The organism is Agromyces sp. Soil535 (genome assembly GCF_001428255.1).
Taxonomy (GTDB): domain Bacteria; phylum Actinomycetota; class Actinomycetes; order Actinomycetales; family Microbacteriaceae; genus Agromyces.
Map to the genome: position 1 here is coordinate 112864 of NZ_LMRW01000023.1, position 25578 is coordinate 138441.

Here is a 25578-nt window from a genome sequence, read left to right on the forward strand (position 1 = left end):
CCTCCTAGCGCCCGAAGAACAGCAGGTCGGGTGACCTCACGAGGATCCACTCGCGATCCGCGGCATCCGGTGCCCAGTCGGCGAGTAGACGGAGAAGCTCGCCTGTGTCGCGCTGCCCGTCGGGGAGGTGCGGCCAATCGGTGCCCCAGAGTAGCCGGTCGGCGCGGGCCGCCACGAGTGCCCGCCCCAACGACGCGACGCTCGAGAGCGGCTCGTCGCCCGCGACACGGTACGGGCCGGTCAGCTTGATCCAGCAGTTGCCGGCGTGGAGCAGCCCGAGGAGGTTGGTGAAGTCCTCGTCGACGAACCCATCCGACTTCCGCATGTAGCCCATGTGGTCGATGACGAAGCGCACCTCGAGGCCGGCGAGGAACGGCAGCAATTCACGGATGACCGAGCCAGGGGCGTAGAACTGCAGATGCCAGTCGAGGGATGTGGCGAGCCCGGCCATTCGTGTGATGTAGGCCTCGATCTCCGCCAAGGGCAACGATCGCCGTGCGAACAAGTCGAGGCGTATTGCGCGGACCCCGGCCCGGTCGTACTCGTCCAAGGTTGCCGAGTCGGTGTCGTCGGGCAACCGCACGACACCACGTGCACGGTCGCCGAGCCGGGCCAGTGTGTCGAGGGTGAGCGAATTGTCGTCGCCGTAGTACGTCGGTTGCACGAGCACCATGCGGTCGATGCCCAGCACTTCGGTCATCGCGAGGTACTGGTCCAGGGTTCCCTCGGGAAACGTGTATTGCGGATCCGGAACGTGAGGATAGCCGGCCTCGAAGACGTGGAAGTGGCTGTCGCACGTGCCCGCGGGGAGTGTGAAACCGGGCCTGGAGTACGTGTCGGCCGAGCGCATCGGCGTCGTGACGGCGAAGGGCAGGTCCATTCAGGCCTCCTGGCTCATTGAGTCGTACCAGCCGAGCCACCGTTCAACCCGGGTCTTCGCACCCTCGAACAAGAGGTCGGAATCGGTGCCGGTGAGCAGGAACGGCGCGAACCCCATGTCCAGATACTCGGCGAGCACGCGGGTGTCCGAGATGCCGCCGATCATTCCGAGCTTCCCAGTCGACGCGACAGCCGACGCAACCTCCCGTGCAGCGCCCTTCACGCGAGGGTCGTCGTAGCGGCCGGGGATTCCGAGCTCTGCGGTGAGGTCGTTCGCCCCGATACCGACGATGTCGATGCCGTCGACGGCCGCGATGGCGGCGGCGTTCTCGATTCCGCGAGGCGACTCGAGCAGCACCTTGACGATCGTGCCCCGGTCGACGACCGGCGCGAGCTCGATGGACCGCGTCGGTACCATTCCCAGTTGGGGCAACTGCGCCGTCTGCGAGCGATGACCGCGCGGTGGGAATCGGCACGCGCCGGCGAGGAGTTCGGCCTGCGCGGCGGTCTCGACCCGCGGCACGACGATGCCGTGCGCGCCGCCGTCGAGCAGTCGGCCGATCACCCCGTAGTCGTTCTCGGGAACCCGAGCGAATGCCGTCAGCCCGAGGTCGTCAGCCGTTGCGCAGAGCGTCGCCGCGGTGTCGATCGACATGGTCGAATGCTCCAGGTCGATCATGATCCCGTGGTGCCCGGTCGACTTCGCGATGCGGACCACGTCGGTGCTGCGGGAGATGCGGACGCCGAGCACGAGCTGCGGGCGCCCGGCGCGGAGCTCGGCGACCAGGCGCGGCTCACCTGCGGTCGACGCCATCACGATGCCGCCTTCGCCCGGCGCCGATAACCGTGCAGCACCGGCTCGGTATAGCCATTCGGCCGCTCGGCCGCTTCCAGGATGAGATCCCGGGCCGCACGGTACGCGAGGGTGGGTGCCTCGGAGCTGCCGAGCGAGCGGTATGCCGGGTCGTCCGCATTCTGTGCGTCGACTCGTGGCGCGATCCGATCCATGCTTGCGGTCACGTCGTCCCGATCGATCAGGCCGTGCTCGAGCCAGTTCCTGAGCAGCTGGCTCGAGATCCGCAGGGTTGCCCGGTCCTCCATCAGCGCGGTGTCCGAGAGGTCGGGGACCTTGGAGCATCCGATGCCCTGGTCGATCCACCGCACGACGTAGCCGAGGATGGACTGCACGTTGTCGTTCAGCTCGGCCAGTCGCTCGTCTGCGGTGTAGGTATCGGCGACGGCGATCGGGGGTTCGAGAATCGGGCGGATGCCTCGGCGTGCCCGCCCGGCGAGTTCACGCTGCACCGCGGCGACATCCGTTCGGTGGTAATGCGTCGCGTGAAGCGTGGCCGCCGTCGGTGACGGAACCCAGGCGGTGCTGGCGCCGGCGCGAAGCTGGGCGGCCTTCTGATCGAGCATCGCGGCCATGAGGTCGGGCATCGCCCACATCCCCTTGCCGATCTGCGCACGACCGCCGAACCCCGCCGCGAGGCCGACATCGACGTTGTGGTCCTCATAGGCGGAGATGAACGGGTGGGTTCGCAGTTGCGCCTTGCGGGGGAACGGGCCGGCGACGGAGGACGTGTGGATCTCGTCGCCAGTTCGGTCGAGGAATCCGGTGTTGATGAAGACGACGCGGTCGCGCGCCACGGCGACGCATGCGGCGAGGTTGAGAGTGGTTCGTCGTTCCTCGTCCATGATGCCGAGCTTGAGGGTGCGTTCGGGGAGTCCGAACACCCGCTCGACCGCGGCGAACAGGTCGACGGTCAGGGCAACTTCGTCGGGGCCGTGCATCTTGGGCTTGACGATGTACATCGACCCAGTCCGTGAGTTCCGCAGTCTTGACCGGGCGTGCAGGTCGGGGAGCGCGGCCGCCACGGTGATCATCGCGTCGAGCACGCCTTCCGGGATCGGCCTGCCGTCGGGGTCGAGCACCGCGTCGATGAACATCGCGTGCCCGACGTGGCGGATGAACTGCAGTGACCGGCCGGGCAGGACCGCGGGCTCCCCGTCGGCCCCAGTGTGCGGGCGGTCGGGCTCGAGCACCCGCATGAACCTGTGCCCGTCCTTCTGGACGGCGGCTTCGAGCGTGCCGGTCATGAGCCCCAGCCAGTGGCGGTACGCGCCTACCTTGTCGGCGGCGTCGACCGCGGATGCCGCGTCCTCGAGGTCCATGATCGTCGTGACCGCGGACTCCAGCACGACATCGCGCACGCCCGCGGCATCGGAAGCGCCGATCGGGTCCTCACGGTCGATGAGGATCTCGAGATGCAGCCCGCGGTTGGCCAGCAGGATCGCGGTGGGGGTCGCGGGGTCTCCGCGATAGCCGACGAACTGGTGTGGAGCGCGCAGCGCCGTGGTGGGGCCGTCGGGGAGTGAGACGTGCAGCGTGGAGTCGACCACCGCGTAGGCGGTCGCGTCGGCGTGGGATCCGCGCTCCAACGGGGCTGCGTCGTCGAGGAGGCGACGGGCCCAGGCGATCACGGCCGCACCGCGGGCGGGATTGAACGACGAACCGGGTGCGAGGGTTCCCTCGCGTGGGATCGCGTCGGTGCCGTACAGCGCGTCGTAGAGGGAGCCCCACCGTGCGTTCGCGGCATTCGCCGCGAAGCGGTCGTTCGTGAGCGGCACCACCAGTTGCGGGCCGGCGATCTTCGAGATCTCCTCGTCGACGCGGTTCGCGGGGATCCGGGTGTCGGCGGCATCCGGCTCGGGCAGGAGGTACCCGATCTCCTCCAGGAACTCGACGTAGCCGTCCAGATCGGCGATCGGGCCTGGGTGCTTGCGATGCCATCCATCGAGCTGCGCCTGAAGGGCATCACGGTGCTGGAGCGCGGCTTCGATCCGCGGCCGGAACTCCGCGACGACGTTGGCGGTACCGGTCCAGAACGTGTCGGGGTCGATGCCGGCGGCGGGCAGCAGTTCGTCGGAGACGAAGTCGTCGAGTCGCGCGTCGACGCTGAGTCCGGCTCGGATGCGGTGTTCGATCATCAGTGCTCCTCGGTGGTGGATGCGGCGTGACCACCCAGGAACACGGCGCGCAGGCCAGGGTCATCGAGGAGGCGGTCGGCGGGGCCGCTGGCGACGAAGCGCCCGCTTTCCATGATCACGCCGGTCGCGGCGAGCGAGAGGCCGAACCGGACGTTCTGCTCCACGAGCACGACGGTCGTCCCCGCTTCAACGAGCGCGCGGACTGAGCCCGCGAGCGTCTCCCGGGATTTGGGGTCAAGCCCGATCGAGGGTTCGTCGAGGAGGACGACTCGGGGGCGACTCATCAACGCCCTGGCGAACTCGACCATCCGGCGCTGTCCGCCGGAGAGCAGGCCGGCATGCGCCGATGCCCGCTCTCGGATGATCGGGAACATCACGGCCAGTTCGTCGAACCGCTGGCGGGCTGCGCGCCCGCGGATCCGTATGGCGTGACCGCCGAGCAGGATGTTCTCCCGAACGGTCATTCCCGGAAACAGCGCATTCGTCTGGGGGATCATCACGACTCCGCGGCGGATCGCGGCTGCCGGCCCGATGCCGGTGACCTGCTCGCCGTCGATCTCGATGGTGCCGGACACCGGCCGGAGGTCATCGCAGATGACCTTGAGCATGGTGGATTTTCCGGCGCCGTTGGGTCCGACGATGCAGGTCGCTCGGCCCGCTTCAACGGTGAGCGACACATCGCGGAGGACCAGGCCGCCGCCGTAGCCCGCGCTGACGCTGTTCATTCGGATCACTTCGCACCCCCGGTCACGGGTTCGGAATCCCCGAGGTATGCGTCGAGCACCACCGGGTTGGAACGGATGTCGTCTGGAGAGCCGCTGGCGATGAGTCGTCCGGCGGCAAGGACATGCACCACGTCGGCGCATCCGAGCACGAAGGGCATGTTGTGCTCGACGATCAGGACGGTCTTGCCGGCATCGCGCAGCGCGAGGATGATCTCGGTCATCCGATCGATGAGGGCCGGGTTGATGCCGCTGGCGGGCTCGTCAAGCAGCACCAGGTCGGGGTCGAGCACGAGGACCTGGGCGAGTTCGACGAGCTTCTGCTGGCCGTAGGAGAGATCGCCGGCGCGCACGTCGAGGTACCGCGTGAGCCCGACGAGGGCGATCGCGGCCTCGGCTCGTTCCCGTTCGACACCGGACATGGCCGGACTCGCCAGACGTGACCAGCGGAACTCGCGGAGCGGGGCGACGAGGTTCTCCCGGACCGTGAGCGCGGGGAACAAGCGGGTCGACTGGAAGGTGCGGCCGACGCCTCGATACGCGTGCTCCCAGCGGGAGAGGCCGTCGATGCGCTCGCCGTTCAGTCTCACGGTGCCGTCGTCGGCGCGCTGGCTCCCGTCGATCACGTTGAACGCGGTGGTCTTTCCCGAGCCGTTGGGGCCGATCAAGGCTGTGATCGAGCCGCGGGGTACGGCGAAGGAGCACCCGTCCAACGCGGTGACGCCGCCGTAGCGTTTCGAGAGGCCTGCGACGACGAGGATGTCTGGCGACCGGTCGTGGGTCCGGCCGTGGTCCGAGGTCGCCAGCCTGCGAAGGGCCTCACCGATCGGGAGCGTCTCTTCGTCGTCGAAGCGCCGCCCGGTCAGTGCGTCGTCGGTGCGCTGACGAAGTCTCCCGAGCAGGCCACCGATCGTGGGGATGATTCCCCGCGGCAGGAGCAGGATGACGGCGAGAAGGATGGCGCCGAAGATCACGAGCTTCCATGCGCCGCCGTCGGCCCCCCCGACCAGTGAGTTGGTGAGCTGCGAGAGCGGTTCGACGATGGCCGCCCCCAGGAGTGGTCCGACGATCGTGCCGCGGCCGCCGAGGAGCACGGCGAGCACGATCTGCATGCTCACCGCGATCAGGAACATTCCGCGTGGCTCGACGAAGCCGATGTAGTACGCGTAGATGCCGCCGGCGAGCCCCACCGGCACGCCGCTCAGGACGAGCGCGATGAGCTTGTAGCGAGAGGTCGGGATGCCCACCGAGGCGGCTTTGTCCTCATCCTCGCGGATGCTCAGCAGTCCCGCTCCGAACTTGGATCGACGGATCACGATCACAAGCGCGACCGTGAGCACCAGCAGTGCCAGTGTGCCGAAGTAGTACGGCCAGAGCTGGTACTCGGGGTCCACCCTCAGGAACGGCATGACCAGCCCATGGTTGCCGTTGGTGATGGCGGTCAGGTTCATCGCGAGCACTTTGAGGAGCTCGAGCGCGGCGAAGGTGACGATGATGTATGCGTGCCCGCGGGCGCGCCGTGTGGCGAGTGCGAAGCATCCGGCCAGGAGCGCGGAGGTGACCGCCGAGGCGGCGATTCCCGCCCACCATGGCATGCCGAGTTGGACGACGAGGACCGCTGTCGTGTACGCGCCGACGCCGAGGAAGGCGCTGTGGCCGAGGGAGATGTATCCGGTGAATCCGCCCATCACGTTCCAGGTCGAGGCCATGATGGCCAGCAGCATGATCAGGATGAGCACGTTCTGGATGTAGAGGTCGCTCCAGGTGAGTGGGCCGATGGCGAGGAGGACGATGACGAGCGCGGCGCCGGCGATGGCGATCCAGTGGCGGCGGGGCGTGGCGTTCGTCGGCGGGGTGGCGGTTGCGATGCTCATGCGTGGATCACGTCCGTTCGACCGCGCTGACCCAGGATGCCGGTCGGGCGGACCATGAGCACCACGATGATCACCAGGTAAGGTACGACGACGGTCCAGCTGAGGGAGACGTACGTCGTGATGAAGGTCTCGAGGATCCCGAGGATCAGTGCTGCGATGAATGTGCCGGCGAGGCTGCCGAGGCCGCCGAGCACGACGATGGCGAGTCCTCGGCCGAGCCACTGCGCCCACGCGTCGGGACTGAGCGGATAGATCAGGCTCACCAGGGCGCCGCCGGCGCCGGCGGTGGCCGCGCCGATCGTGTACGTCAGCGCGTTGATCCGGCCGACTTCGATTCCGACGAAGCGTGCGCCCGCCGGGTTGGCGGCTGCTGCCCGGATCGCCCGTCCGAGCCCGGTGCGCAGGAGCAGCAGGAGCAGCGCCACGAGCACGAGGACCGCCACGATCGCCGCGTAGAGCTGCGCCTCCGGAATGTTCAATTCACCGATCGTGAACGAGGCCCGTGTGTATGGCACCGCGACCGTGAGCGGGGTGTTGCCCCAGATGAGCGCGAAGGCACCCTGGCTGGCGATCATGAGGGCGAACGTGGCCATCATGGTCCCTCCCTCGCCGCCCGGCATCGCCGGGCGGATGAAGGCCAGGTAGAGCAGGCCGCCGAGTGCCCCCACGGTGATGGCTGACAGCGGCACGCTCGCGATCGGGTCGAGCCCGATGGATGACCAGAGGGTGTAGGTCACGTACCCGCCGGCAATGAGCAGGGAGCCGTGGACGAGGTTCACGATCCGCAGCACCCCGTAGGTGAGTGACAGGCCGGACGAGGCGAGCGCGTAGACGCTGCCGAGGAGTACGCCGAAGACCAGCGTCTGGAGCAAGAGACCCATGGGAGCTTCTTCATCCCACCCATGCGGGCTTCGGGTAGACGACGCTCGAGGTCTCGGCGGCATCCTCCGGCAGCACGATCACGAGTCGGCCGTCTTGCCACTGAGCGAGCGACAGGGAGCCCTGCGGAACGCCTCGTTCGTCCCAGGACATCGGTCCGGCGATGGTCTCGACGGTGTTGGCGTGCAGCCACTCGGCGATGCCGTCCTGGTCGATCTCGCCGACCGCTTCGACCGCGGTCTGCAGGATCTGTGCGGCGGCGAACGACGACGATGCGTCATCGTTCGGCGTGGTGCCGTACTTCGTCTCGTACGCCTCGACGAACTCCTGGCTGCCCGGGAACTGGGCGCTCGGCGTCCAGCTCACCGGGGTGAAGATCCCCTCGGTGTTCTCCGCGCCGATCGAATCGGGGTAGTTGACCGTGTCCGTCGGCGCGTTGGTCTGGAACAGCACCTCTGGGGTGAAGCCGACCCGCTGCAGGGCCTGCACGAGCGAGGCGCCGTCTTCGGCGACTGCGCCGTGGATCAGTACCTGCGGTGCCGCTCTGCCGATGGCGTCGGCGACCGCGTCGAACGAGGTCTGCTCGACCGGGTAGGAGTCGTCGTAGACCGTTTCGACTCCCAGTGCCTCGAGTCCGTCCTGGATTCCCTGGACGGCCGGCTCGGTGTTCGGGTCGGTCTGCGTCAGGAATGCCGCGGTGGCCGGTCGCTCGTCTTCGGGCAGCGACTCGACCCACTCGAGGAACCGGTCGGGCAGTGTCTCCGAGGTGCCGGGCTGCGCGAAGAACAGACGTGTGAAGCCCTGCTCGAAGATCTCCTGTGCGCCGCCGGACGGCTCGACGTAGACCATGCCGTTCCGCTCCGCGACCGCGGAGGCGGGGAGGTTCAGGGCCGATGAGAATGTGCCGAGTAGGAGGTCGACCCGATCTTGACTGATCAGGCGGGTGTAGTTGGATACCACCTGGTCTTGATCGAATCCGTCGTCGAGTACGACGAGTTCGACCGGCCGTCCGAGAAGACCGCCGCTTTCGTTGACCTGTTCCGCCCAGAGCTCGTAGCCGTTGTAGCCGGGGCCGGATCGATCGGCGACCGGGCCGGTCAGGGGCAGCGAAGCACCGATGCGGATCGGGTCATCGGTGTCCGACTCGTTGCCGCTTGCTCCAGCTGTGCAGCCGGCGAGGACTGCTGCGGCCGCAAGAGCTGTGGTTCCGGCCAGGATTCGGGCGCTGGTGCGCCGGTGGTGCAGGGACATGTGCTCTCCTTCGTCGTTGAAAGGTGCCAGCGGTATTCTACTGATATATGTGTAAGATAGCAATGTCGGAGCAGGTGCGGCATACTCGACCTACTGTCGAGCTGGCGTCTGATGCCGTTCGAATCCAGATCGTGAGCGTGCGCTGACCCGGAGGCCGCCGAGATGAACATCCCCACCCTGATGACGAAGGTTGCCGCGCTGAGTGGACATCCCGTGCCGGTCTCGAAACAGCCTGCGCCGTACGACGCCGAGGACTGCGTCGTGATCGCCGCGAATGCCGCCGGTCAGATCGGCCGGGTCCGAGGGCTGCGGGAGATCCGGAATCGCGCGTTCGTCAGCTATGAGGGGGCCGGGAAGGGTGGCGCCCCGCTGGTGCTGCGGATGGACATCATTGTTCCCGAGACGCCGGGTCCGCACCCACTCGTGGTCTTCGTCCCGGGAGGTGGATTCGTCAGGTCGCCCAAGGCAGCCGGTCGGCGGATGCGCCGCGTGCTCGCCGCCGCCGGCTACGTGGTCGCGAGCATCGAGTACCGCACTACCCGGCACGGGGCCACCTACCTGGACGGACTGGCGGACGTCAGGGCCGCCGTTCGGTTCTTGCGGGCGAACGCCGACGAGTATCGCATCGATCCCACGCGGGTGGCGCTCTGGGGTGAATCCGCGGGCGGGTACCTCGTCGCGCTGGCCGGAGCCACCAACGGCGATCGCCGGTTCGATCCGGATGGCAACGCCGAGGTCCAGGCGATCATCGACAAGTTCGGCGGGTCCGACCTGCGTCGACTCGCCGACGGATTCGACCGGGCGACGATCGACGCCGTCTACGCCCCCGGGAACGCGATCGCCCGATACGTGCACGGACCCGGGGCCGTGACCCTCGATGACGACTCGGAAGCGGTGATCGCCGCCGACCCCGCGACGCACGTGAATCCGTCGACACCGCCGTTCCTCATCTTCCACGGCAGCGACGATCGAATCATCTCGCCGGTGCAGACCGCACTGCTGCACCAGGCCCTCCTGCGGGCTGGAGTCAACAGCACCCGGTACGTCGTCACGGGCGCCGGGCATGGGGACCTGGCGGTCAAAGGCGGGGAGGAGAAGTTCTGGACGACCGCATCGATGCTGAAGATCATGACGGACTTCCTCGCCCAAAGCTTCACCGTCCACGGTCGGGGCGTGTAACGCAGGCGTCGGCAGCGCGATCGATGCTGCGGCTGACAGCGAACGGATCAGAGTCACACGCTCGCTGCCTGTATAGCTCGACGACGATGCCAGTGGTTGACCTCGCTGGATGAATCGCGCCCAGGTCGACACGCTGCGCCGCTACGTCGAGGCCGTCGGCGGGCTCCTCCGCATCGAGGTCGGACTCGGCGACGAACGTATCCAGATCGCCTGACGGAGGGCTGGCCGGCCCGGTCGGTGACTTGATTCGCGCACGTCTATCCAACACTTTTGACCCGAGGCGCCTCGAGCACGGTCGAGGTCACCGGGCAACATCGAGACTCGACAGTGACGATCGTGACAAGGAACTCCTGATCACGTCGATACTGTTCGAGGCATCCCGGGCCAGGCCGACACGGCGAGTCCGGGCCGAGGAGTTCCATCGGTCACGGGTTCAAGTCCCGTCCGCCCTACCGAATTCGCGCGGATCCTCGTCGAGCGCGTACGCTGCACCCCCGATCGTGCCGAGATCCGCCCCCGCCGCCACCCGCCCGAGGAACATCGGATCGTCGTCGTGGGCCGCCTCCAGGCGCCGGGCGGCGAGGTCGAAGGCCAGCAGCGGCGGACTGTTGTACACGCCGCTCATTCCGCGCGCGGCGCGTGCCGCGCCAAGCAGCGTGGCGGCCCGCTCGACGTCCTGCCGGCCGGCCGCGACGGCGCACAGGGCTTCGAGGGCGTGGGCGATGCCCTCCGCGTAGGAGAGTCGCACCGAGCGCCTGAGGCTGTTCCGGAATCGGGGCTCGGCGGTCTCAGCGTCGCCGGCGAGCATCTCGGCGACGCCGACGAAGTGCTCGCTCATCGCGCGGCTGAATTCGTCCCGACCGGCGGCGGCGATCTCGTCCCCGCGGACGAAGCTCCGGTGCGCCTCGTCGAGGTCGCCGGCGGTGAGCCGCATTTGGTCGTGGATGACGAATGCGAGGCTCTCGCCCAATGGGTGGCGCCGCGTGTGGAAGAGCTCGAACGCGCGCGCGATCTCGCGCTCCGCCGCGGCGAGGTCACCGACGGACTGATCGGCGAGCGCGAGGGCGAGGGAGTTGCGGGCGAAGGCTTCCCCGAGCACGTCGCGCGCGGTACGGAACCCCTCGGCGCTTTCGCGCAGCTCGCGCACCGGGTCGGTGCGGTCGGCGTCGCCGAAGCTGATCGAACCGGTGAAGTACAGCGCGGATGCACGGGCCCGACCCTCGAGCCGGCGGGTCGCGAGCAGCTCCCGCATCCAGGCTCGCACCTCGCCCTGCCGTCCGGAGGCCCACCAGTACGGGAAGAGCCGCCAGGCCAGCACTCCGAGTTGGTCGGCCAGGCCCTGATCGAGAAGCGTCCTCGCTGCGGCACGCAGGTTCTCGTAATCGGCGCGGAGGCGCCAGAGGGTGTCGACTCCGCCCGGGCCGTACAGCAACGGGCCCTGCTGGCGTGCGACGGCAATGAAGTGCGCCGCGTGCCGCTCGGCCAGCTCCGCTGCGAGACCCTGTGCTGCCGCTCGATCCAGGGATGCTGTTCGCACGGTGCTCAGCATCGTGAACCGGCTCGATCGGCCGGCGGTCTCGTGAACCACGAGACTGGCGTTGACCAGCCGTCCGACGGTTTCGAGGGCGTCGTGCCCCACGACGGCGGATGCGGCGTCGAGGTCGAACCCGCCCGAGAACACGCCGAGCGCGTCGAACACCGCGCGGGCGTCGTCGTCGAGGAGCTCGACGCTCCAGTCGATCGTGCGGGCGAGGGTGCGCTGCCGCTCCGGACGGTCGGCGCCCGCGGTGGGCAGCACGTCGATGCCCTCGCTGAGCCGTTCGCGCAGCTCCGCCGGCGTGAGCAGGCGGGTGCGTGCCGCCGCCAGCTCGATCGCGAGCGGCAGTCCGTCGAGCGCACGGCAGACGGCGCGGACGTCGGCGAGGTCGCTTCCGTTGAGCGCCCTGCCACCGGCGGCGAGCGCACGGTCGAGGAAGAGTCGTTCGGCCGGACCGACGGCGGTGGCATCCACCCCGTCGCCGCGCGTCGCGAGCGGTCTGACCTCGAAACGACGCTCGCCGGCGGCCCCGAGGGCGACTCGGCTCGTTGCGAGTACGACGGCACCGGATGCGGCGACGAGCAACCGGGCGACCTGCGGCGTCGATTCGAGCAGGTGCTCGACGTTGTCGACGACGAGGAGCGTGGCCCGGTCGCCGATGGCCGACGCGACGCGGTGCTCGAGGCGGCCGTCGCCGACGTCGATGACGCCGAGCGACGCCGCGATCGCCGAGATCACGGGCGCCGGGTCGTGGAGCGGCGCGAGATCGATGAAGCGCACGCCCGCCGGGTACGCGTCGGCAACGCGGGACGCCGCCGCCACCGCGAGCCGGGTCTTGCCCACTCCGCCGGGCCCGGTCAGCGTGACGAGTCGATCGCGCCGCTCACGAAGCAGGGACTCGAGGAGATCGAGATCGTGCTGTCGGCCGACGAAGGAGTCGAGAGGAGCGGGGAGCGAGTCGCCGGTCGGGGCCGGATCGGCGGCGTGTGCCCGGTCGAACCGTTCGCCGATCATCAGGGCGAGGTCATGGGCCACGAGCGCGCCCAGCTCCTCGGGGTCGCGGAACGTCGCGTAGGCGACGTCGTCGTGTTCCCTGATGCGGTCGATGAGTGCGTCGAGGCGTTCCTCCCGCGGACCGTGCGAGGAGGTGAGGTACACGAGTCGAGGCTTGCCCTCGGCCAGCCGGTACTCGTCCTCGAGGCCGGAGATCTCCTCGCCCGGCGCGATCCAGCCGTAACTCGCTCCGTAGATGCCGACGAAGATGTCGCTCTGCGCGAGATAGGCCCGGTAGAGGTCCCGCGGGGGATGAGGGCGTGAGCCTGTCTCGAACATCACGGGACTCAGCATGAGGCGTTCGATGGCGGCGCGTGCCGCCGCGCGCTCTGCCGCGAGTTCGCGAAGGGTCGAGCTGACGAAGACTCGAAGCCGCTGATCGGGAGTCCGGATCCCCGTCGTGTGCACCGCCATGACGTCCCAGGGCCGCTGACTGGCAGCAGTCTAGCCCTGCGAGCGCGACAAGCGGCAGGCGGGCGGTAGCTCAGCCGGTCTCGCTCTACTGCGTCTGCTGTATGAGGTCGCGGATCCCGTGCGCCAGACTCGAGGTCATGCGTGCTCGCAACCCCCTGACGGACTGGCTCCGAGATTCCATGTGGGCGCGACGCGCACAGCTCATCCGGCGCGGCGGCTATGCGTTCACAGTGCTCGCCGCTGCATCGGTGGAGGTCGTCAGGGTCGTCTACTACGGCCTTGGACCCGTGGTGCTCGCCGGGGTCGCGCTCACGGTGGTCGGCGCCGCCATCGTGTGGAAGTGGCCGTGGATCGGCCTGCTGACGGTGGCGTCGAGCTGTCTCGTCGTCGCGAGCACCGGCTGGATTCCGATCGTCGAGTGGTCGCTCGCGGTGATCGTGCTGTTCGTGTTCGTGGTGCGAGGCAAGCCTCCGGTACTTGCAACGGTGATCGTCGCGGTCACCGTATGGGCGGCGGTGGCGCTCGCCACCGGTGAAGTGTTCAGCCCCGACGCCCTCGCCGCGGTCGTCTCAACGCTGGCCGGCGGCGCCACCGCGATCGCGGTGCGGCTCCGGCGGCAGTATTGGGCATCGCTCGAACAGCGCGCGACTGACGCGATCGCGACGCGGGAGCTCGAGGCGACACAGCGAGTCGCAGAGGAGCGACTCCGGATCGCGCGGGACTTCCACGACATCGTCGGGCATCAGATCGCCGTGCTGAGCATGCAGCTGGGCGCTGCCGAGGTGGCGGCGGATGCCGATCCGGCGGCCACCCGGGAAGCGCTGAGCGCGGCGCGCACCTCGGTCAAGGCCGTGCTCGTGGAGACGCAGATGATCCTCCACGTCCTGCGCACGGGCGCCGACGGAGAAGGTGAGGAGCTCCGTCCGCCGCCCGGCATGGCGCGACTCGGCGAGCTGCTGGACTCGTTCCGCCAGGCGGGGCTGCTGGTCACCGCAACCGTCGACGAGATGCCGGCGAGCATCGACCCCGGGGTGGATCTGACGGTCTACCGCATCGTGCAGGAAGCCCTGACGAACGCCAGCCGCCATGGAGACGGCGAAGCCGCCGTGACGATCCTCACGCGCGCGGGGAGGATACTGATCGATGTGACCAACGGAGTCCGAACGGATGCCGCACCCCGCGCCCCGGGCAGGGGATACGGCCTGCAGGGGATGCGGGAACGGGTCGGGTCGGCGAACGGAACGCTCCACGTCGGAGTCGACGATGATGACCGGACCTTCCGCATCAGTGCGGTGCTCGCCGCCGATGGGGGCGCGATCCGGTGACCCGCATACTCATCGTCGACGACCAGGAGATGATTCGGGTCGGTCTTCGCACGATCCTCGAGGCACAGCCGCACTACGAAGTCGTCGCCGCCCTCGGCGACGGCCTGCAGGCGATCACCTTCCTCGAGGACCATCCGGTCGACGTCGTCCTGATGGACATCCGGATGCCGGGGATCGATGGCGTGGAGGCCACACGCCGAATCCGTCAGACCCACCCTGCCGAGCAGACGCGCATCGTGATCCTCACGACGTTCGAGCAGGACGAGACCGTGATCGCGGCGCTCCGGAGCGGCGCGAACGGATTCCTCGGCAAGTCCGTCGGGCCCGCTGAGCTCGTCGCCGGAATCGATGAGGTGGCCGCAGGCGGGGGCGCGCTCTCAGCCGCAGCGACGGCGGCGTTGATCGGCCACGTCAGCGAGCAGCCCGTCGTCAGTGTCGACAAGGAGATCGCGATGCGGTTCACGGCGCTGACGCCTCGAGAGCGGGATGTCGTCCTCGCCGTCGCGTCCGGCCTCGACAACGACGCGATCGCCGCGCAGATGTTCGTCTCGCCGTTCACGGTGAAGACGCACGCGAATCGCGCGATGGCGAAGGTCGGCGCCAGAGACCGAGCACAGCTCGTCGCGTTCGCCTACCAGGCGGGGCTCGTCTCGTGAGGGGTCTACTGCAACTGCAGTAGGTGGAGCTCTTCGATCGGACGACGCGGCAGGCGCCGCACTCTCCGAGGATGAACAGGTCTTCGATCCCCGACGCAGCCGCGACAGGGACGCCTCATCCTCGAAGGAGCCCCATGCCCAGATTCCTTGCCCGTGTCGGGAGCTTCAGCGCCCGACATCGCCTGCTCATCACCGCCGCCTGGCTCGTCATCCTCGGATTCCTGACGACCGTCGCCGTGACCTCGATGAACACCGGAGAGAGCACGGTCTCCATACCCGACACCGAAGCGTCGCAGACGCTCAGCGTCGTCGAGGAGGAGTTCCCCTCCCTCGTCGACGGCGAGTCCGAGACGAAGACCCTGCAACTCGTGCTGCAGGCGCCCGGTGACGCGAAGGTCACCGACCCGGCCATGGCGAGCGACATCGCCGAGATCCTCGTCGAGGCCAGGGCGCTGCCGAATGTCGAGTCGGTGAGCAATCCGCTCGATCCCGCGCAGCCGTACATCTCGGAGGATCAGACGACGGCGGTGGCGGTGCTCACCTTCACCGGCGTCACCGACGCGAACCAGGAACACCTCCACGACGAGGTGCTCGATCTCGCCGAGTCGGCGAGCGCCGACTTCCGCGCCGAGGTCGGCGGGCACCTCTCCGCCGAGGAGATCCCGGAGTTCGGGATCGGCGAACTGGTCGGTGTCGGGGTGGCGTTCCTCGTGCTCCTGCTCACGTTCGGATCGCTCGTCGCGGCCGGAGCCAACCTCCTCATCTCGTTCGCCGGTGTCGGAGTGGGAGTGGTCGGCATCCTCGCCTACAGTGCGATCAGCCCCATCGAAGCCACCACGATCTCGCTCGCGACCATGCTCGGCCTCGCCGTCGGCATCGACTACAGCCTGTTCATCCTCACGCGGTTCCGCACCGAGCTTCGTGAGGGTCGCACGGTCGAGGACGCCATCGGGCGCGCGTCCGGCACGGCCGGAACCTCCGTCGTCTTCGCCGGGCTCACCGTGATCATCGCCCTCGTCGGTCTCAGCGTCACGGGCATCAGCACGATCCGTGACATGGGATTCGCTGCGGCCTTCGCCGTACTGGTCGCCGTGCTCATGGCGCTCACGCTGCTTCCGGTGCTCATGCGGACCATGGGTCGTCGCGTCCTACCGCGCCGCGAGCGGCACTCCCGCGCGACTCGCGTGCCGAGCACCCGCGCTCCGCAGCCATTCCTCGAGAGGTGGGCTCGGTTCCTGACCCGCCACCCCATCGTGTCCGTCTTGGCGACCGTCCTCGTGATCGGGGTCGTGGCCGCGCCGATGCTCACCATGCGCACCGCGACGAGCATCCCGGGCGGCGCCGACCCCAACGACACCGAGCGGCGTGCGTACGACCTGATCGTCGACGAGTTCGGCGGCGTGCAGAGCCCGCTCCTGGTGCTCGTGCAGGGCGAAGGGGTCTCTGGCCGGGTCGACTCGGTGAGGAACATGGTCGAAGACCTCGAAGGCGTGCGGATGGTGCTTCCCGGGCCGGTGACCGATCAGGACGATGCTGCACTCGTCACCGTGATCCCCGATGGCAGTCCCATCGACGAGGCTACGTCGACATTGGTGAACGAGATCCGCGGGCATGCCGACAGCATCCCCGGTGTCGAGCTCGAGGTGACCGGCGAGACGGCGATCGGCGTCGACAGTGACACGATGCTGCACAACGCCCTCATCCAGTACCTCGTCGTCATCATCGGGCTGTCGTTCGTCCTGCTGGTGGTCATGTTCCGGTCGCTCTTGGTGCCCCTCATCGCGACGCTCGGGTATCTCCTCTCCGTCGGCGCATCATTCGGTGCGAGCACGGCGGTCTTCCAGTGGGGCTGGCTCGACCCGATCATCCCCGCCCCGCAGGGCGATCCCATGCTGAGCGTGCTGCCGATCATCCTCGTCGGGGTGCTCTTCGGCCTTGCGATGGATTACCAGGTGTTCCTCGTCTCCCGGATCCAGGAGATGCACTCCAAGGGGATGCCTCCGAAGGAGGCGATCGTCAGCGGCTTCACCAGGTCGGCGCCGGTGCTCGTCGCCGCTGCGGCGATCATGACGGCCGTCTTCGCCGGATTCGCCTCCAGCCCGATGGCGATGGCCGCGTCGATCGCGCTCGGGCTCGTCGTCGGAGTCGTCGTGGACGCGTTCCTCGTCCGGATGGTGATCATGCCCGCCTTGCTCAGCCTCCTCGGGCGCTCCGCATGGTGGCTGCCCCGGTGGCTCCAGCGTGTGCTGCCCGATCTCGACACCGAGGGCCGCTCGCTCGAGGAGCAGCCTGCCGCAGTGCCGGGATCCGACGCACCCGCGACGGAGGACCCGGCAGTCGAAGAGCCGGTGCTCGTCGGCGCCCGGTAGGCGGCACGAGGAGATGGGAGTGGAGAAGGGCCGGCCGGCCCTTCTCCACTCCCACCCGCCTGTCGCGGTGGCGTCCGCAGGGCGGGCGGTGACGGGCGGACCGCCCTGCCCTCCGTCCGGTCACCTGGCGCACTGGACGCACCATCGCCCGACGGCCCAGAATGGCACCATGTGGCACCGGTCTTGGTGCGCGCGCTGGTCGGCGGCCTCGCCGTGAACGGCCCGTCTGACGCGCCCGTGATCCGAACGCCCGACCAGCGCCTGCGGGTCTTCGTCAGTTCCACCCTCCGCGAACTGGAACCGGAACGGGCGGCCGCACGCCGTGCGATCGAGCGGCTGCATCTCGCGCCCGTGATGTTCGAGCTCGGCGCGAGCCCTCACCCGCCGCGGGAGCTGTATCGCGCCTATCTCCAGCAGAGCGACGTGTTCGTGGGCGTCTACTGGCAGCAGTACGGCTGGATCGCGCCCGGTGAGGAGATCTCGGGGCTCGAGGATGAGTACCGCCTCGCGTCGCGGCAGATGCCGAAACTCATCTACGTGAAACAGCCCGCCGAACGCGAGGAACCGCTCGGCGAGCTCATGGCGCGGATCCGGGACGACGACACCGCCTCGTACAAGCCGTTCGCCACCGCGGACGAGCTCGCGGAACTCATCGAGGCCGACCTCGCGACCCTGCTCGCAGAGCGATTCGACGCGTCACATGCGTCGAAAGGGTCGGGCACCGAGGAGGAAGTGCCGACGGTGGATGTCCTCCCGACGCCATCGACCGAGGTCGTGGGGCGCGACGCAGAAATCGCGACACTGCTCGCATGGTTCGGCGAGTATGACGGACGCAGGCTCGTCACGCTTGTGGGTGCCGGTGGAATCGGCAAGACCCGCCTGGCACTCGAGGTCGCCCGCCTCGCACGCGATCGGTTCGACCGGGTCACGTTCGTCTCGCTCGAGCATGTACGCGAGGACCGCGACGTGCTCCCGGCGATCGCACGGCAGTTCGGCGTGCGCGACCTGGGCGACCGGCCGATGATCGACCGGCTGGCGGTCGCGCGCGCCGGTCGCCGTGACCTCATCGTGCTCGACAACTTCGAGCAGGTCGTCTCGTCCGCCCCCCTGGTCGCGACGTTGCTGACCGCGTTGCCCGAGGCGAAGGTGCTGGTGACGAGCCGGACCCTGCTCCGCCTGCGCGGGGAGCACGTCTTCGACGTCGACCCCTTGGAACTGCCTTCGGATCCGGCCGGCGCGGCACTGACCGAGATCATGGCCGCACCCGCGGTGCGCCTGTTCCGCGACCGCGCGAGAGCGGCCGATCCTCGATTCGACGTCACCGAGGAGAACGCCGAGGATGTCGCCCGCCTCTGCCGGGCGCTCGACGGCGTGCCGCTGGCGATCGAGCTCGCGGCGATCCGCATCCGCGTCCTCACGCCGGCGGGCATGCTGGAACGACTCGGCCCTGTGCTCTCCATGCTGGCGACCGCCGCGCGGGACGTGCCAGAGCGCCAGCGGACAATCCGCGCGACCGTGGAGTGGAGCGTCGACCTGCTCGGCTCGGACGCACAGGCCATGTTCGCGCGCCTCGGTGTGTTCTCAGGTGACTTCAGCCTCGATGCCGTCGAGGCGGTCGCGGTCGACGCGCCGTGGGCCGCCGACGTGCTCGATACGGTCCTCGAACTCGTCGACGGCAGCCTCCTGCGCCAGCACGTGAACGCCGGGGTGCCATACTTCTCGATGCTCGTGCCGGTCCGGGAGATCGCGACCGCCCGCTTCGAGCAGGACACGGATGTCCCGGCCGTGCGCCGCGCGCATGCCGAGCACTACGTGCGTCTCGCCGTCGAGACCGAGCCGCTGCTTCGCGGATCCACCCAGCTCGCGGCGCTCGACCGGCTCGAGGCGGAGCGGGACAACATCCGATCGGGCTATCGGCACCTCATCACCCTCGGGGACTCGGACGCGGTCGTCGACGCGGTGTGGCGCCTGCTGTTGTACTGGTGGATCCGGGGCCTGCTTCCCGAGGCGAAGGCCTGGATGGCGGATGTCCTCAACGCCCGCGTCCGGCTCACGGATCGTACCCGCGCCATCGCGCTCGCACTTTCGGCATTCGTCTCCCTGTTGCAGCCCGGCGGGAATCTCGACCTTGCGCCGATCGAGGAGAGCGCCACGCTGTTCCGTGCGGAAGGGGATGCCTTCAGCGAGGGATGCGCCCTGACTGTGCTGAGCATCGCCTGTATGTACCGGTCGCCCCCAGATCTCGACCGCGCGGAGGAGACCCAGCGGCGCGCGCTCGAGCTGGTGACCGCCGACCGGGATCCGACGTTCAACGCGTTCTTCCACGCCCAGCTCGGCACCATCGAGCTCTTTCGCGGGCATGGGGAGGCCGCGCTGGCGATCGCCGAGGCAGTGGTCGCGGATGCCGTCGACATCGGCGACCGCTTCGTCGAGGCCGTCGCGCTCACGAACGTCGGTTGGGCGCGGCTCGCCCTCGGCGACGCACGCCCCGACCTCTTCGTGCGAGCCTTGCAGCTCTCGCTGCAACTGGGCTACGAAGATGGCACGGGGTACGAGCTGGAGGGGCTGGGCGCGTCCGCGGCCCTGCTCGGCGACGTCGATCGTGGCGGACTGCTCCTCGGTGCGGCGGAGGCGGCGCGAACGCGCACTGGCATGGCCGATCAACGGGCGCGGATCACCCATGCGCCGTACGCGCAGCAGATCCTCGCGACGGAGTGGGCCATGCAGTTCGAGGCCGCGAGGGCGCAGGGCCGCGCGATGTCGCGGGGCGATGCGCTGAGCCTGGCGCTCGGGCCGGCGGGCGGGTAGCCGTCCCGACACGGGAGCGGGCCGGCCGGAATCGATGATGCCGACCGGCCCGCATGCCGCTCCGCTCAGTCCTTGGCGAGCTCTGACTGCACGAGCTGGCCGCCCGCGAGGCCGGCGAGGATGGCGCCGACGTCGAGCCCGGTGAGCGACTTCACGACCTGCGTTCCCTCGCCGAGCACCTGCCCGACCGTCTTCGTCACGGCGCTCGCGCCGTCGGTGGAGACGACCGTGAGCGTCTTGATGTTCGAGATCGGCTCCGCGGCCGCGCGCACGATCTCGGGCAGGCGCGAGATGATCTCCTGCGCGAGGGCGGCCTCGCCGTACTTCTTGAGGGCGATCGCCTTCGCGTCGGTCGCGGCGGCATCCGCGAGGCCCTCGGCCTGCACCGCGGCCGCATGCGCCTCGCCCTCGGCCCGGATGCCCGCGGCGAGGGCGACCTGGCGGTCGCGCTCCGCCTCACCGGTGACGCGCACCGATGTTGCGGCGGCCTCGGCGTCCTGCACCGCGGCGACCTTGTTGGCCTCGGCGATCTTCGTGCGCTTGAACGCCTCGGCTTCCGTGCTCGCGTTCGCGGCGTCACGCTGGGCCGTCGCACGTTGCACCTCGGCGTACGCCTCGGCCTCGGCGGGCTTGCGGATCTCGATGTCGAGCCGCTCCTGGGTGACGAGCGCCTGCTCCGAGAGCGCGTCGCGCTCCTGCACGGCGACGAGCTTGTCCTGCTCGGCCTTCGCGAGCTGGCCCGCCGCTGCGGCCTCGGCGTTCGCCCGGTCGGTCTCCGCCTTGATGACGGCCTGCTTGAGGCTCAATGCCTTCTGGCGCTCGGCGATCTGCTCGGCCGCCTCGATGCGCGCGAACTCGGTCGCGCGAGCCGCTTCCGCCTCGGTCACCTCGGCGACCTGGCGGGCGCGCGCCGCCTCGGCGCGGCCGAGGTTCGCGAGGTAGTCGCTGCCGGGCGTTGAGATGTCGGAGATGTTCAGCAGGTCGACCTGGAGCCCCTGCTCGACGAGATCGGTCTTGGTCTCGGCCACGACCCGGTCGGAGAGGCTCTTGCGGTCGGAGATGATCTGCTCGATCGTCATGTCGCCGACGATGGAGCGAAGCGAACCCTCGAGCGACTCCTTGATGATCTCGGTGAGGAGCTCCTGCTGGGAGAGGAAGCGCTGTGCGGCGCGGCGGACCCCATCCTCGGTGCCGCTGACCTTGAAGTTGATCGACGCCTTGATGGCGATCTTGATGCGGTTCTTGTCGACGCCCTCGACCGTGATTCCGATCTGGCGCTGCTCGAGCGAGATCGAGAAGCCCTGCTGCAGGATCGGCCAGACGAAGGTACGGCCGCCGATGACGACGCGCTGGCCGATCGCGCTCTCGGGCGAGGCAGGTCCGGCACCGCGACCGACGATGACGAGGGCCTCGTTCGGCGGGACCCGGCGGATGCGGCGCGCGATGAAGGCGAGCAGGGCGAGCAGCGCGATGACGATCGCGACGACCGAGATCACCTGGATCAGGAAGGGGTCGAGCATGAGGGGTCCTTTCGTGCGTTCGGATGGGGCGGGGCGTGCGGTATACCGCGATGTGCGGGCCCGGGTCGTCGCGGTGCGAGCCGGTCGGGGCGAGACGCCCGGTTCAGTCGGCGACGACCTTGACGCGAGTCCCCGCCTGCTCGACGACCCGGATGCGGGCGCCTTCGGCGATCGGCCCCTCCGAGTACGCGAGCCGGCGCTCGACCTCGCCGGGGCCGTCGAGGCTGACCTCGCCGCCTGAGGGCGACACGTCGGACTTCGCCACGCCCGTGAGTCCGACGGCGGAGGCCGGCGTTCCGTCGGAACTCCTCGTGAGGCTGCGCACGACCAGCACGCTCAGCCCGTACGCCAGCACGGCGAGCGCACCCGCGAGCACGTAGGCCCAGATGAGGTCGAGGCCCATGCTCACCGTCAACGCGCCGGCGGCACCGAACACCACGAGGCCGACCCCGAGCGCAGTGCTCGAGATCGCACCGTCGCCGACCTCGAGGTGGTCGAGGAGGTCGCCGAGCACGAGCGACACGAGGAGGAGGACGAGGCCTACGCCTCCGACGATGAGGAACGGGAGGAGCAACGTGAGAGGCCTCTCTGCGCGCGAATCCCGCGGACGACCGCCCGCGGGTGGACCCACACTATCGGCGCGCGGGCGCCGTCGCATCCGTTTCGACCACCCGATTCGTCGCACCGGATCAGGAGGCCGCCGGACGCCCCGTCACGAGCGCGTCGACGGCGTCGTCGCCGCGGATCCGGCGCATGCATGCGACGACCTCGTCGACGACCGCCGGCGTGAGCGCGTTGCAGACGACACTGTGCTGGCCGAGTTCGCCGAGGCCGCCGGCACGGATGCGCACGACCTCCCAGCCCACCTCCCGAAGCGCCTCGTCCTTCTCGAGGTCGGAGGCCTCCTTGAGCCCCTTGTGGGCCCGGCGCGACCTGCCCGGGTCGTCGTATTCGACGGCGATCCGCAGCTGTGGAATCAGGATGTCGGGCCACACCTCCTGGCGCCCGAAGAACGTGCGGGCGATGCGCACGGCGTTCACCCCGTGGTGGAGCCGGATCCGTTCGCCGAGCAGCATCCGAAGCCGCTGCTCGGTCTGCGACGTGCGCACCCGCAGGCCGGGATTCATGAAGGCGACGCCGGCCTCGCGCACCGAACTCGGGCCGGCCGCGTTGACCGCGCATTTCGGGCATCCCGGGCCGGTGAGCACCTCGCGCACCGTCGCGGCGTAGCGGTCGTGACCCCGCGCGCACCGCCAGTCGTAGGTCGCCCCCACGCGCGTCTCACGCGCGAGCGCGGCCCGCTGGGGCGGCGCGACACGGCCGAGCAGTTCGGCCCGGCTGCGATGCGTCTCGTCGAGCAGCATGCACAACGGGCAGACCCGGCGGAGCGCGACCACGCCGTCGTCGCCGGCGCTCGCTCCGTGACCGCATCGGAAACTCACGGCGACCATGGTCGCTCCGCTCGCTGCTCCATGACTCCATGGTGCGCCGGCCCGCCGACACTGTCGTCGGGGCACCCGAGAATGGAGACATGCAGGTGGTCGTCGGGGCGGTGGAGCAGGGTCGCATCGCCCTGATCGATCCCGACCGTGCCGATGAGCCGCTCGCGGTCGTAGAGCCCGCCGCGTTCGCCGAAGCCGTACGCGAGCTCGAAGCCCGCGAGCATCCGAGATGGGTCTGGACCGAGACGCGCCGCTGGTACCCGAGACTCCTGGAGGCCGGGGTGCCCGTCGAGCGCTGCCACGACCTGCGCCTCTCCGGGGCGATCCTCGATCGCTCGACCTCGACCGAGGCAGCGCGCGCCACGGGTCGTCACCAACGGCCTTCATGGCTTCCGCCGGGCCCGGCCGACACGGGCGTCGCGTCGACGGCCGCGGATGCCGCGGTGTCGGCCGCCTCACTTCACAGCACGCTGTTCGACCTCGACGACTTCGCGGATGCCGAGTCGGTCGTCGACATCGGCGAACCGGGCGGATCCACGCCACCGGGCGGCGACCAGGCGACGGATGCCTCGTTCCGCGCCGGCGACGCACCCGCCACCGCCGTCGCAGCGGAACTCGCCCGCCAGCTCGCCCTGGTCGCCGGGAGCGCCGACCCGAGTGCGCTGCGCCTCCTCCTCGCGGCCGAGTCCGCGGGTGCGCTCATCGGCGCCGAGATGCACGTGGCCGGGTTGCCGTGGGATCGTGCGGTGCACGAGGCCGTGCTGGAGCAGGAGCTCGGACCGCGCCCATCGCCGGGGTGGAAGCCGGCCCGCATGGAGGCGCTGGCGCTACAAGTGCGCGAGGAGCTCGGCGCGGCATCCGTGAACCTCGATTCGCAGGTCGACCTGCTGCGGGCCCTTCGCGGCGCCGGAATCCAGGTGGACTCGACCGCGAGGTGGGAGCTGCGCGAGCACGATTATCCCGCCATCGAGCCGCTCATCGCCTACAAGCGGCTGGCACGCCTCCTGAGCGCGAACGGCTGGTCGTGGCTCGACGAGTGGGTCGCCGACGGGCGATTCCGCCCCGAGTACGTCCCGGGCGGCACCGCCACCGGTCGATGGGCGACATCCGGCGGGGGAGCCCTCCAGTTGCCGAAGAACGTGCGGAGCGCGGTCGTCGCCGATCCCGGATGGACGCTCGTGGTGGCCGATGCGGCGCAGCTCGAGCCACGCGTGCTCGCCGGCATGGCGCGCGACCACGCGATGGCCGAGGCGAGCCGCGGACGCGACTTCTACCGCGGCCTCGTCGACGCGGGCGTCGTGGGCACGCGCGACGAGGCGAAGGTCGCGATCCTCGGGGCGATGTACGGCGCGACGACCGGCGAGAGCGGCCGCCTCGTGCCGCGGCTCGCGCGAGCATTCCCGCTGGCGATGAGCCTGGTCGACCGGGCCGCGCGCGACGGCGAGCGGGGCATGGCGGTGACCACGCTCCTCGGGCGCTCCTCGCCGCTGCCGTCCGCCGGATGGCGGGCCGTGCAGGCGCGCGCGAGCGAGCCCGACGCGACGGCGGTGGACGAGCGGCGGGCGCGCTCCTCCGCGCGCGACTGGGGCCGGTTCACCCGCAACTTCGTCGTGCAGGGCAGCGCGGCGGAGTGGTCGTTGTGCTGGATGGCCGCCCTCCGCGGGCGACTCGCCGCGATCGGAGGGCGGGTGGCGCCGCAGACTCCCATCGCCGAGGCGTCGGGTCCGGTCTTCGGGCGGTCGCCCCACCTCGTCTACTTCCTGCACGACGAGATCATCGTGCATGCGCCGCGCGAGACCGCCGACGAGGTCGCCGCCGCGGTGGAGGCGTCGGCGCAGGGCGCCGGCCGGCTGCTGTTCGGCGACTTCCCGGTGGAGTTCCCGCTCGACCTCGCGGTCGTCGACAGCTATGCGTCAGCCGGCTGAGCGTCGGCGACGGGCGCGGCACCGGGGCGACGGCCGCGCTTCGGGCGCGCCGCGCGCGGCGCGAACGCGAGTCGTTCCGTCGAGTCGAGCGCGTCGAGCCAGGCGAGCGCGGCATCGGCCCTGGCCACCCCCGCGGATGCCGCGAGCCGCGCCAGCTCCGCCTCGGCGGCCTCAGCAGGCTCGGCGGCCTCGACGCCCGCCGTCGCACCGGCCGCCCGGGATGCCTGCGCACGCCGCTGCGTCCAGCGGCCGCGCTCCGCAGCGATCACGGCGTCGGCGTCGAAGCCTGGCAACGAGCGTGCGATGAGCACCCGATCGACGGTCTCGTCCCACGGGTCGCTGCCCGCGGCATCCGCACCGTCGAGCCATGCGTGCGCCGCGTCGACGCCCGCCCGCGTCAGGCGGTGCAGGGGGAGCCCGTCTTCGGTCGTCCCCGCGGGCTCGACGAGCCGCTGCTTCGTGAGCCGTTCGAGCGTAGCGTACGTCTGGCCGACGTTGACGGAACGACGTCCGCCGGTGCGTGTCGCGAGGCCACCGTGCAGTTGGAACCCGTAGGCGGGCCCGACGGTGAGGAGGACCAGCAGGGCGTCGCGCACGGCCATGGGTGCCTCCGGATCGGGGATGTGAGAACGCTTCACTGAGCATACTGTTTCGATGCCGCGCCCGTCACCGTCGGCGCGCCACCCGCGCGGAACCTTGTCTTCCCCGGGATTCCGCGGCATAATCGCCCATGACGGTCTGACCGTCCACAATC

Annotated in this window: 18 protein-coding genes; 6 read left to right on the forward strand and 12 right to left on the reverse strand. The window is 69.7% G+C overall.

What is annotated here, in order from left to right:
• Window positions 1–4: 4 nt before the first annotated feature.
• From ASG80_RS13550 to ASG80_RS13580, 7 genes are read right to left on the reverse strand one after another with little or no spacing between them, the layout of a single operon-like run.
• Window positions 5–880 (reverse strand): amidohydrolase family protein, encoded by an 876-nt coding sequence (locus ASG80_RS13550; protein WP_056731566.1) that lies wholly within the window; start codon window positions 878–880, stop codon window positions 5–7.
• Window positions 881–1693: an HpcH/HpaI aldolase/citrate lyase family protein gene (locus ASG80_RS13555; protein WP_056731568.1), complete on the reverse strand. Its 813-nt coding sequence runs from the start codon at window positions 1691–1693 to the stop codon at window positions 881–883.
• Entirely contained in the window at window positions 1693–3870 is a 2178-nt protein-coding gene (locus ASG80_RS13560; protein WP_056731570.1) for a malate synthase G, read from the reverse strand. Before ASG80_RS13560 ends, ASG80_RS13555 begins: the two co-directional genes overlap by 1 nt.
• Window positions 3870–4595 (reverse strand): ABC transporter ATP-binding protein, encoded by a 726-nt coding sequence (locus ASG80_RS13565; protein WP_200952572.1) that lies wholly within the window; start codon window positions 4593–4595, stop codon window positions 3870–3872. Before ASG80_RS13565 ends, ASG80_RS13560 begins: the two co-directional genes overlap by 1 nt.
• 5 nt (window positions 4596–4600) lie before the next feature.
• Window positions 4601–6466 (reverse strand): ATP-binding cassette domain-containing protein, encoded by a 1866-nt coding sequence (locus ASG80_RS13570; protein WP_082590343.1) that lies wholly within the window; start codon window positions 6464–6466, stop codon window positions 4601–4603.
• On the reverse strand, window positions 6463–7347 hold the full coding sequence (locus ASG80_RS13575; RefSeq protein ID WP_056731574.1) for a branched-chain amino acid ABC transporter permease: 885 nt from the start codon (window positions 7345–7347) through the stop codon (window positions 6463–6465). The genes ASG80_RS13570 and ASG80_RS13575 overlap by 4 nt, the downstream gene beginning before the upstream one ends.
• Window positions 7348–7357: 10 nt before the next feature.
• Window positions 7358–8596, reverse strand: coding sequence for an amino acid ABC transporter substrate-binding protein (locus ASG80_RS13580; protein WP_082590347.1), 1239 nt, complete (start codon window positions 8594–8596; stop codon window positions 7358–7360).
• Window positions 8597–8758: 162 nt separating this feature from the next.
• On the opposite strand from ASG80_RS13580, the gene ASG80_RS13585 reads away from it, so the two are divergent.
• The gene (locus ASG80_RS13585) at window positions 8759–9775 is read left to right on the forward strand and encodes an alpha/beta hydrolase (RefSeq protein WP_056731575.1); all 1017 of its coding nucleotides are present in this window, start codon (window positions 8759–8761) and stop codon (window positions 9773–9775) included.
• Window positions 9776–10208: 433 nt separating this feature from the next.
• Here the strand turns inward: ASG80_RS13585 and ASG80_RS13590 are convergent, their stop codons facing one another.
• The gene (locus tag ASG80_RS13590; protein ID WP_056731577.1) at window positions 10209–12779 is read right to left on the reverse strand and encodes a DUF4062 domain-containing protein; all 2571 of its coding nucleotides are present in this window, start codon (window positions 12777–12779) and stop codon (window positions 10209–10211) included.
• Between the two features lie 137 nt (window positions 12780–12916).
• Here ASG80_RS13590 and ASG80_RS13595 point away from each other — a divergent pair, with 137 nt between their 5' ends.
• The 4 genes from ASG80_RS13595 to ASG80_RS13610 all read left to right on the forward strand — a co-directional run bounded on the left by ASG80_RS13595 (window position 12917) and on the right by ASG80_RS13610 (window position 19937).
• Window positions 12917–14104, forward strand: a complete 1188-nt coding sequence (locus ASG80_RS13595; protein ID WP_056731578.1) for a sensor histidine kinase — start codon at window positions 12917–12919, stop codon at window positions 14102–14104.
• A complete protein-coding gene (locus ASG80_RS13600) occupies window positions 14101–14760 on the forward strand; it encodes a response regulator transcription factor (RefSeq protein ID WP_056731580.1) in 660 nt (219 codons plus the stop codon). Before ASG80_RS13595 ends, ASG80_RS13600 begins: the two co-directional genes overlap by 4 nt.
• Window positions 14761–14894: 134 nt before the next feature.
• Complete coding sequence (locus ASG80_RS13605) at window positions 14895–17129, forward strand: MMPL family transporter (RefSeq protein ID WP_082590351.1); 2235 nt, start codon at window positions 14895–14897, stop codon at window positions 17127–17129.
• A gap of 171 nt (window positions 17130–17300) precedes the next feature.
• Window positions 17301–19937 carry a DUF4062 domain-containing protein gene (locus ASG80_RS13610; protein ID WP_056731583.1) on the forward strand — a complete coding sequence of 879 codons (2637 nt, stop codon included), beginning with the start codon at window positions 17301–17303 and terminating at the stop codon, window positions 19935–19937.
• A 65-nt stretch (window positions 19938–20002) separates the two neighbouring features.
• Here ASG80_RS13610 and ASG80_RS13615 read toward each other — a convergent pair whose 3' ends face one another.
• The 3 genes from ASG80_RS13615 to ASG80_RS13625 form a co-directional block, all read right to left on the reverse strand.
• Window positions 20003–21457 carry a flotillin family protein gene (locus tag ASG80_RS13615; RefSeq protein WP_056731586.1) on the reverse strand — a complete coding sequence of 485 codons (1455 nt, stop codon included), beginning with the start codon at window positions 21455–21457 and terminating at the stop codon, window positions 20003–20005.
• A 103-nt stretch (window positions 21458–21560) separates the two neighbouring features.
• Window positions 21561–22031, reverse strand: coding sequence for an NfeD family protein (locus ASG80_RS13620; RefSeq protein WP_056731588.1), 471 nt, complete (start codon window positions 22029–22031; stop codon window positions 21561–21563).
• Between the two features lie 115 nt (window positions 22032–22146).
• Window positions 22147–22899, reverse strand: a complete 753-nt coding sequence (locus ASG80_RS13625) for a hypothetical protein (protein WP_156401848.1) — start codon at window positions 22897–22899, stop codon at window positions 22147–22149.
• Between the two features lie 89 nt (window positions 22900–22988).
• Between ASG80_RS13625 and ASG80_RS13630 the strand changes: the two genes are divergently transcribed.
• Entirely contained in the window at window positions 22989–24824 is a 1836-nt protein-coding gene (locus ASG80_RS13630) for a bifunctional 3'-5' exonuclease/DNA polymerase (RefSeq protein ID WP_056731592.1), read from the forward strand.
• On the opposite strand, the gene ASG80_RS13635 is transcribed toward ASG80_RS13630, so the two are convergent.
• Window positions 24806–25462 carry a PadR family transcriptional regulator gene (locus ASG80_RS13635; protein ID WP_162256634.1) on the reverse strand — a complete coding sequence of 219 codons (657 nt, stop codon included), beginning with the start codon at window positions 25460–25462 and terminating at the stop codon, window positions 24806–24808. The genes ASG80_RS13630 and ASG80_RS13635 overlap by 19 nt on opposite strands.
• Window positions 25463–25578 lie beyond the last annotated feature (116 nt).

Excerpts from the sequence above, each read along its gene's own strand:
- ASG80_RS13550 (WP_056731566.1), bottom strand. The coding sequence starts at position 880 with ATGGACCTGCCCTTCGCCGTCACGACGCCGATGCGCTCGGCCGACACG.
- ASG80_RS13555 (WP_056731568.1), bottom strand. The coding sequence starts at position 1,693 with ATGGCGTCGACCGCAGGTGAGCCGCGCCTGGTCGCCGAGCTCCGCGCC.
- ASG80_RS13560 (WP_056731570.1), bottom strand. The coding sequence starts at position 3,870 with ATGATCGAACACCGCATCCGAGCCGGACTCAGCGTCGACGCGCGACTC.
- ASG80_RS13565 (WP_200952572.1), bottom strand. The coding sequence starts at position 4,595 with ATGAACAGCGTCAGCGCGGGCTACGGCGGCGGCCTGGTCCTCCGCGAT.
- ASG80_RS13570 (WP_082590343.1), bottom strand. The coding sequence starts at position 6,466 with ATGAGCATCGCAACCGCCACCCCGCCGACGAACGCCACGCCCCGCCGC.
- ASG80_RS13575 (WP_056731574.1), bottom strand. The coding sequence starts at position 7,347 with ATGGGTCTCTTGCTCCAGACGCTGGTCTTCGGCGTACTCCTCGGCAGC.
- ASG80_RS13580 (WP_082590347.1), bottom strand. The coding sequence starts at position 8,596 with ATGTCCCTGCACCACCGGCGCACCAGCGCCCGAATCCTGGCCGGAACC.
- ASG80_RS13585 (WP_056731575.1), top strand. The coding sequence starts at position 8,759 with ATGAACATCCCCACCCTGATGACGAAGGTTGCCGCGCTGAGTGGACAT.
- ASG80_RS13590 (WP_056731577.1), bottom strand. The coding sequence starts at position 12,779 with ATGGCGGTGCACACGACGGGGATCCGGACTCCCGATCAGCGGCTTCGA.
- ASG80_RS13595 (WP_056731578.1), top strand. The coding sequence starts at position 12,917 with ATGCGTGCTCGCAACCCCCTGACGGACTGGCTCCGAGATTCCATGTGG.
- ASG80_RS13605 (WP_082590351.1), top strand. The coding sequence starts at position 14,895 with ATGCCCAGATTCCTTGCCCGTGTCGGGAGCTTCAGCGCCCGACATCGC.
- ASG80_RS13615 (WP_056731586.1), bottom strand. The coding sequence starts at position 21,457 with ATGCTCGACCCCTTCCTGATCCAGGTGATCTCGGTCGTCGCGATCGTC.
- ASG80_RS13630 (WP_056731592.1), top strand. The coding sequence starts at position 22,989 with ATGCAGGTGGTCGTCGGGGCGGTGGAGCAGGGTCGCATCGCCCTGATC.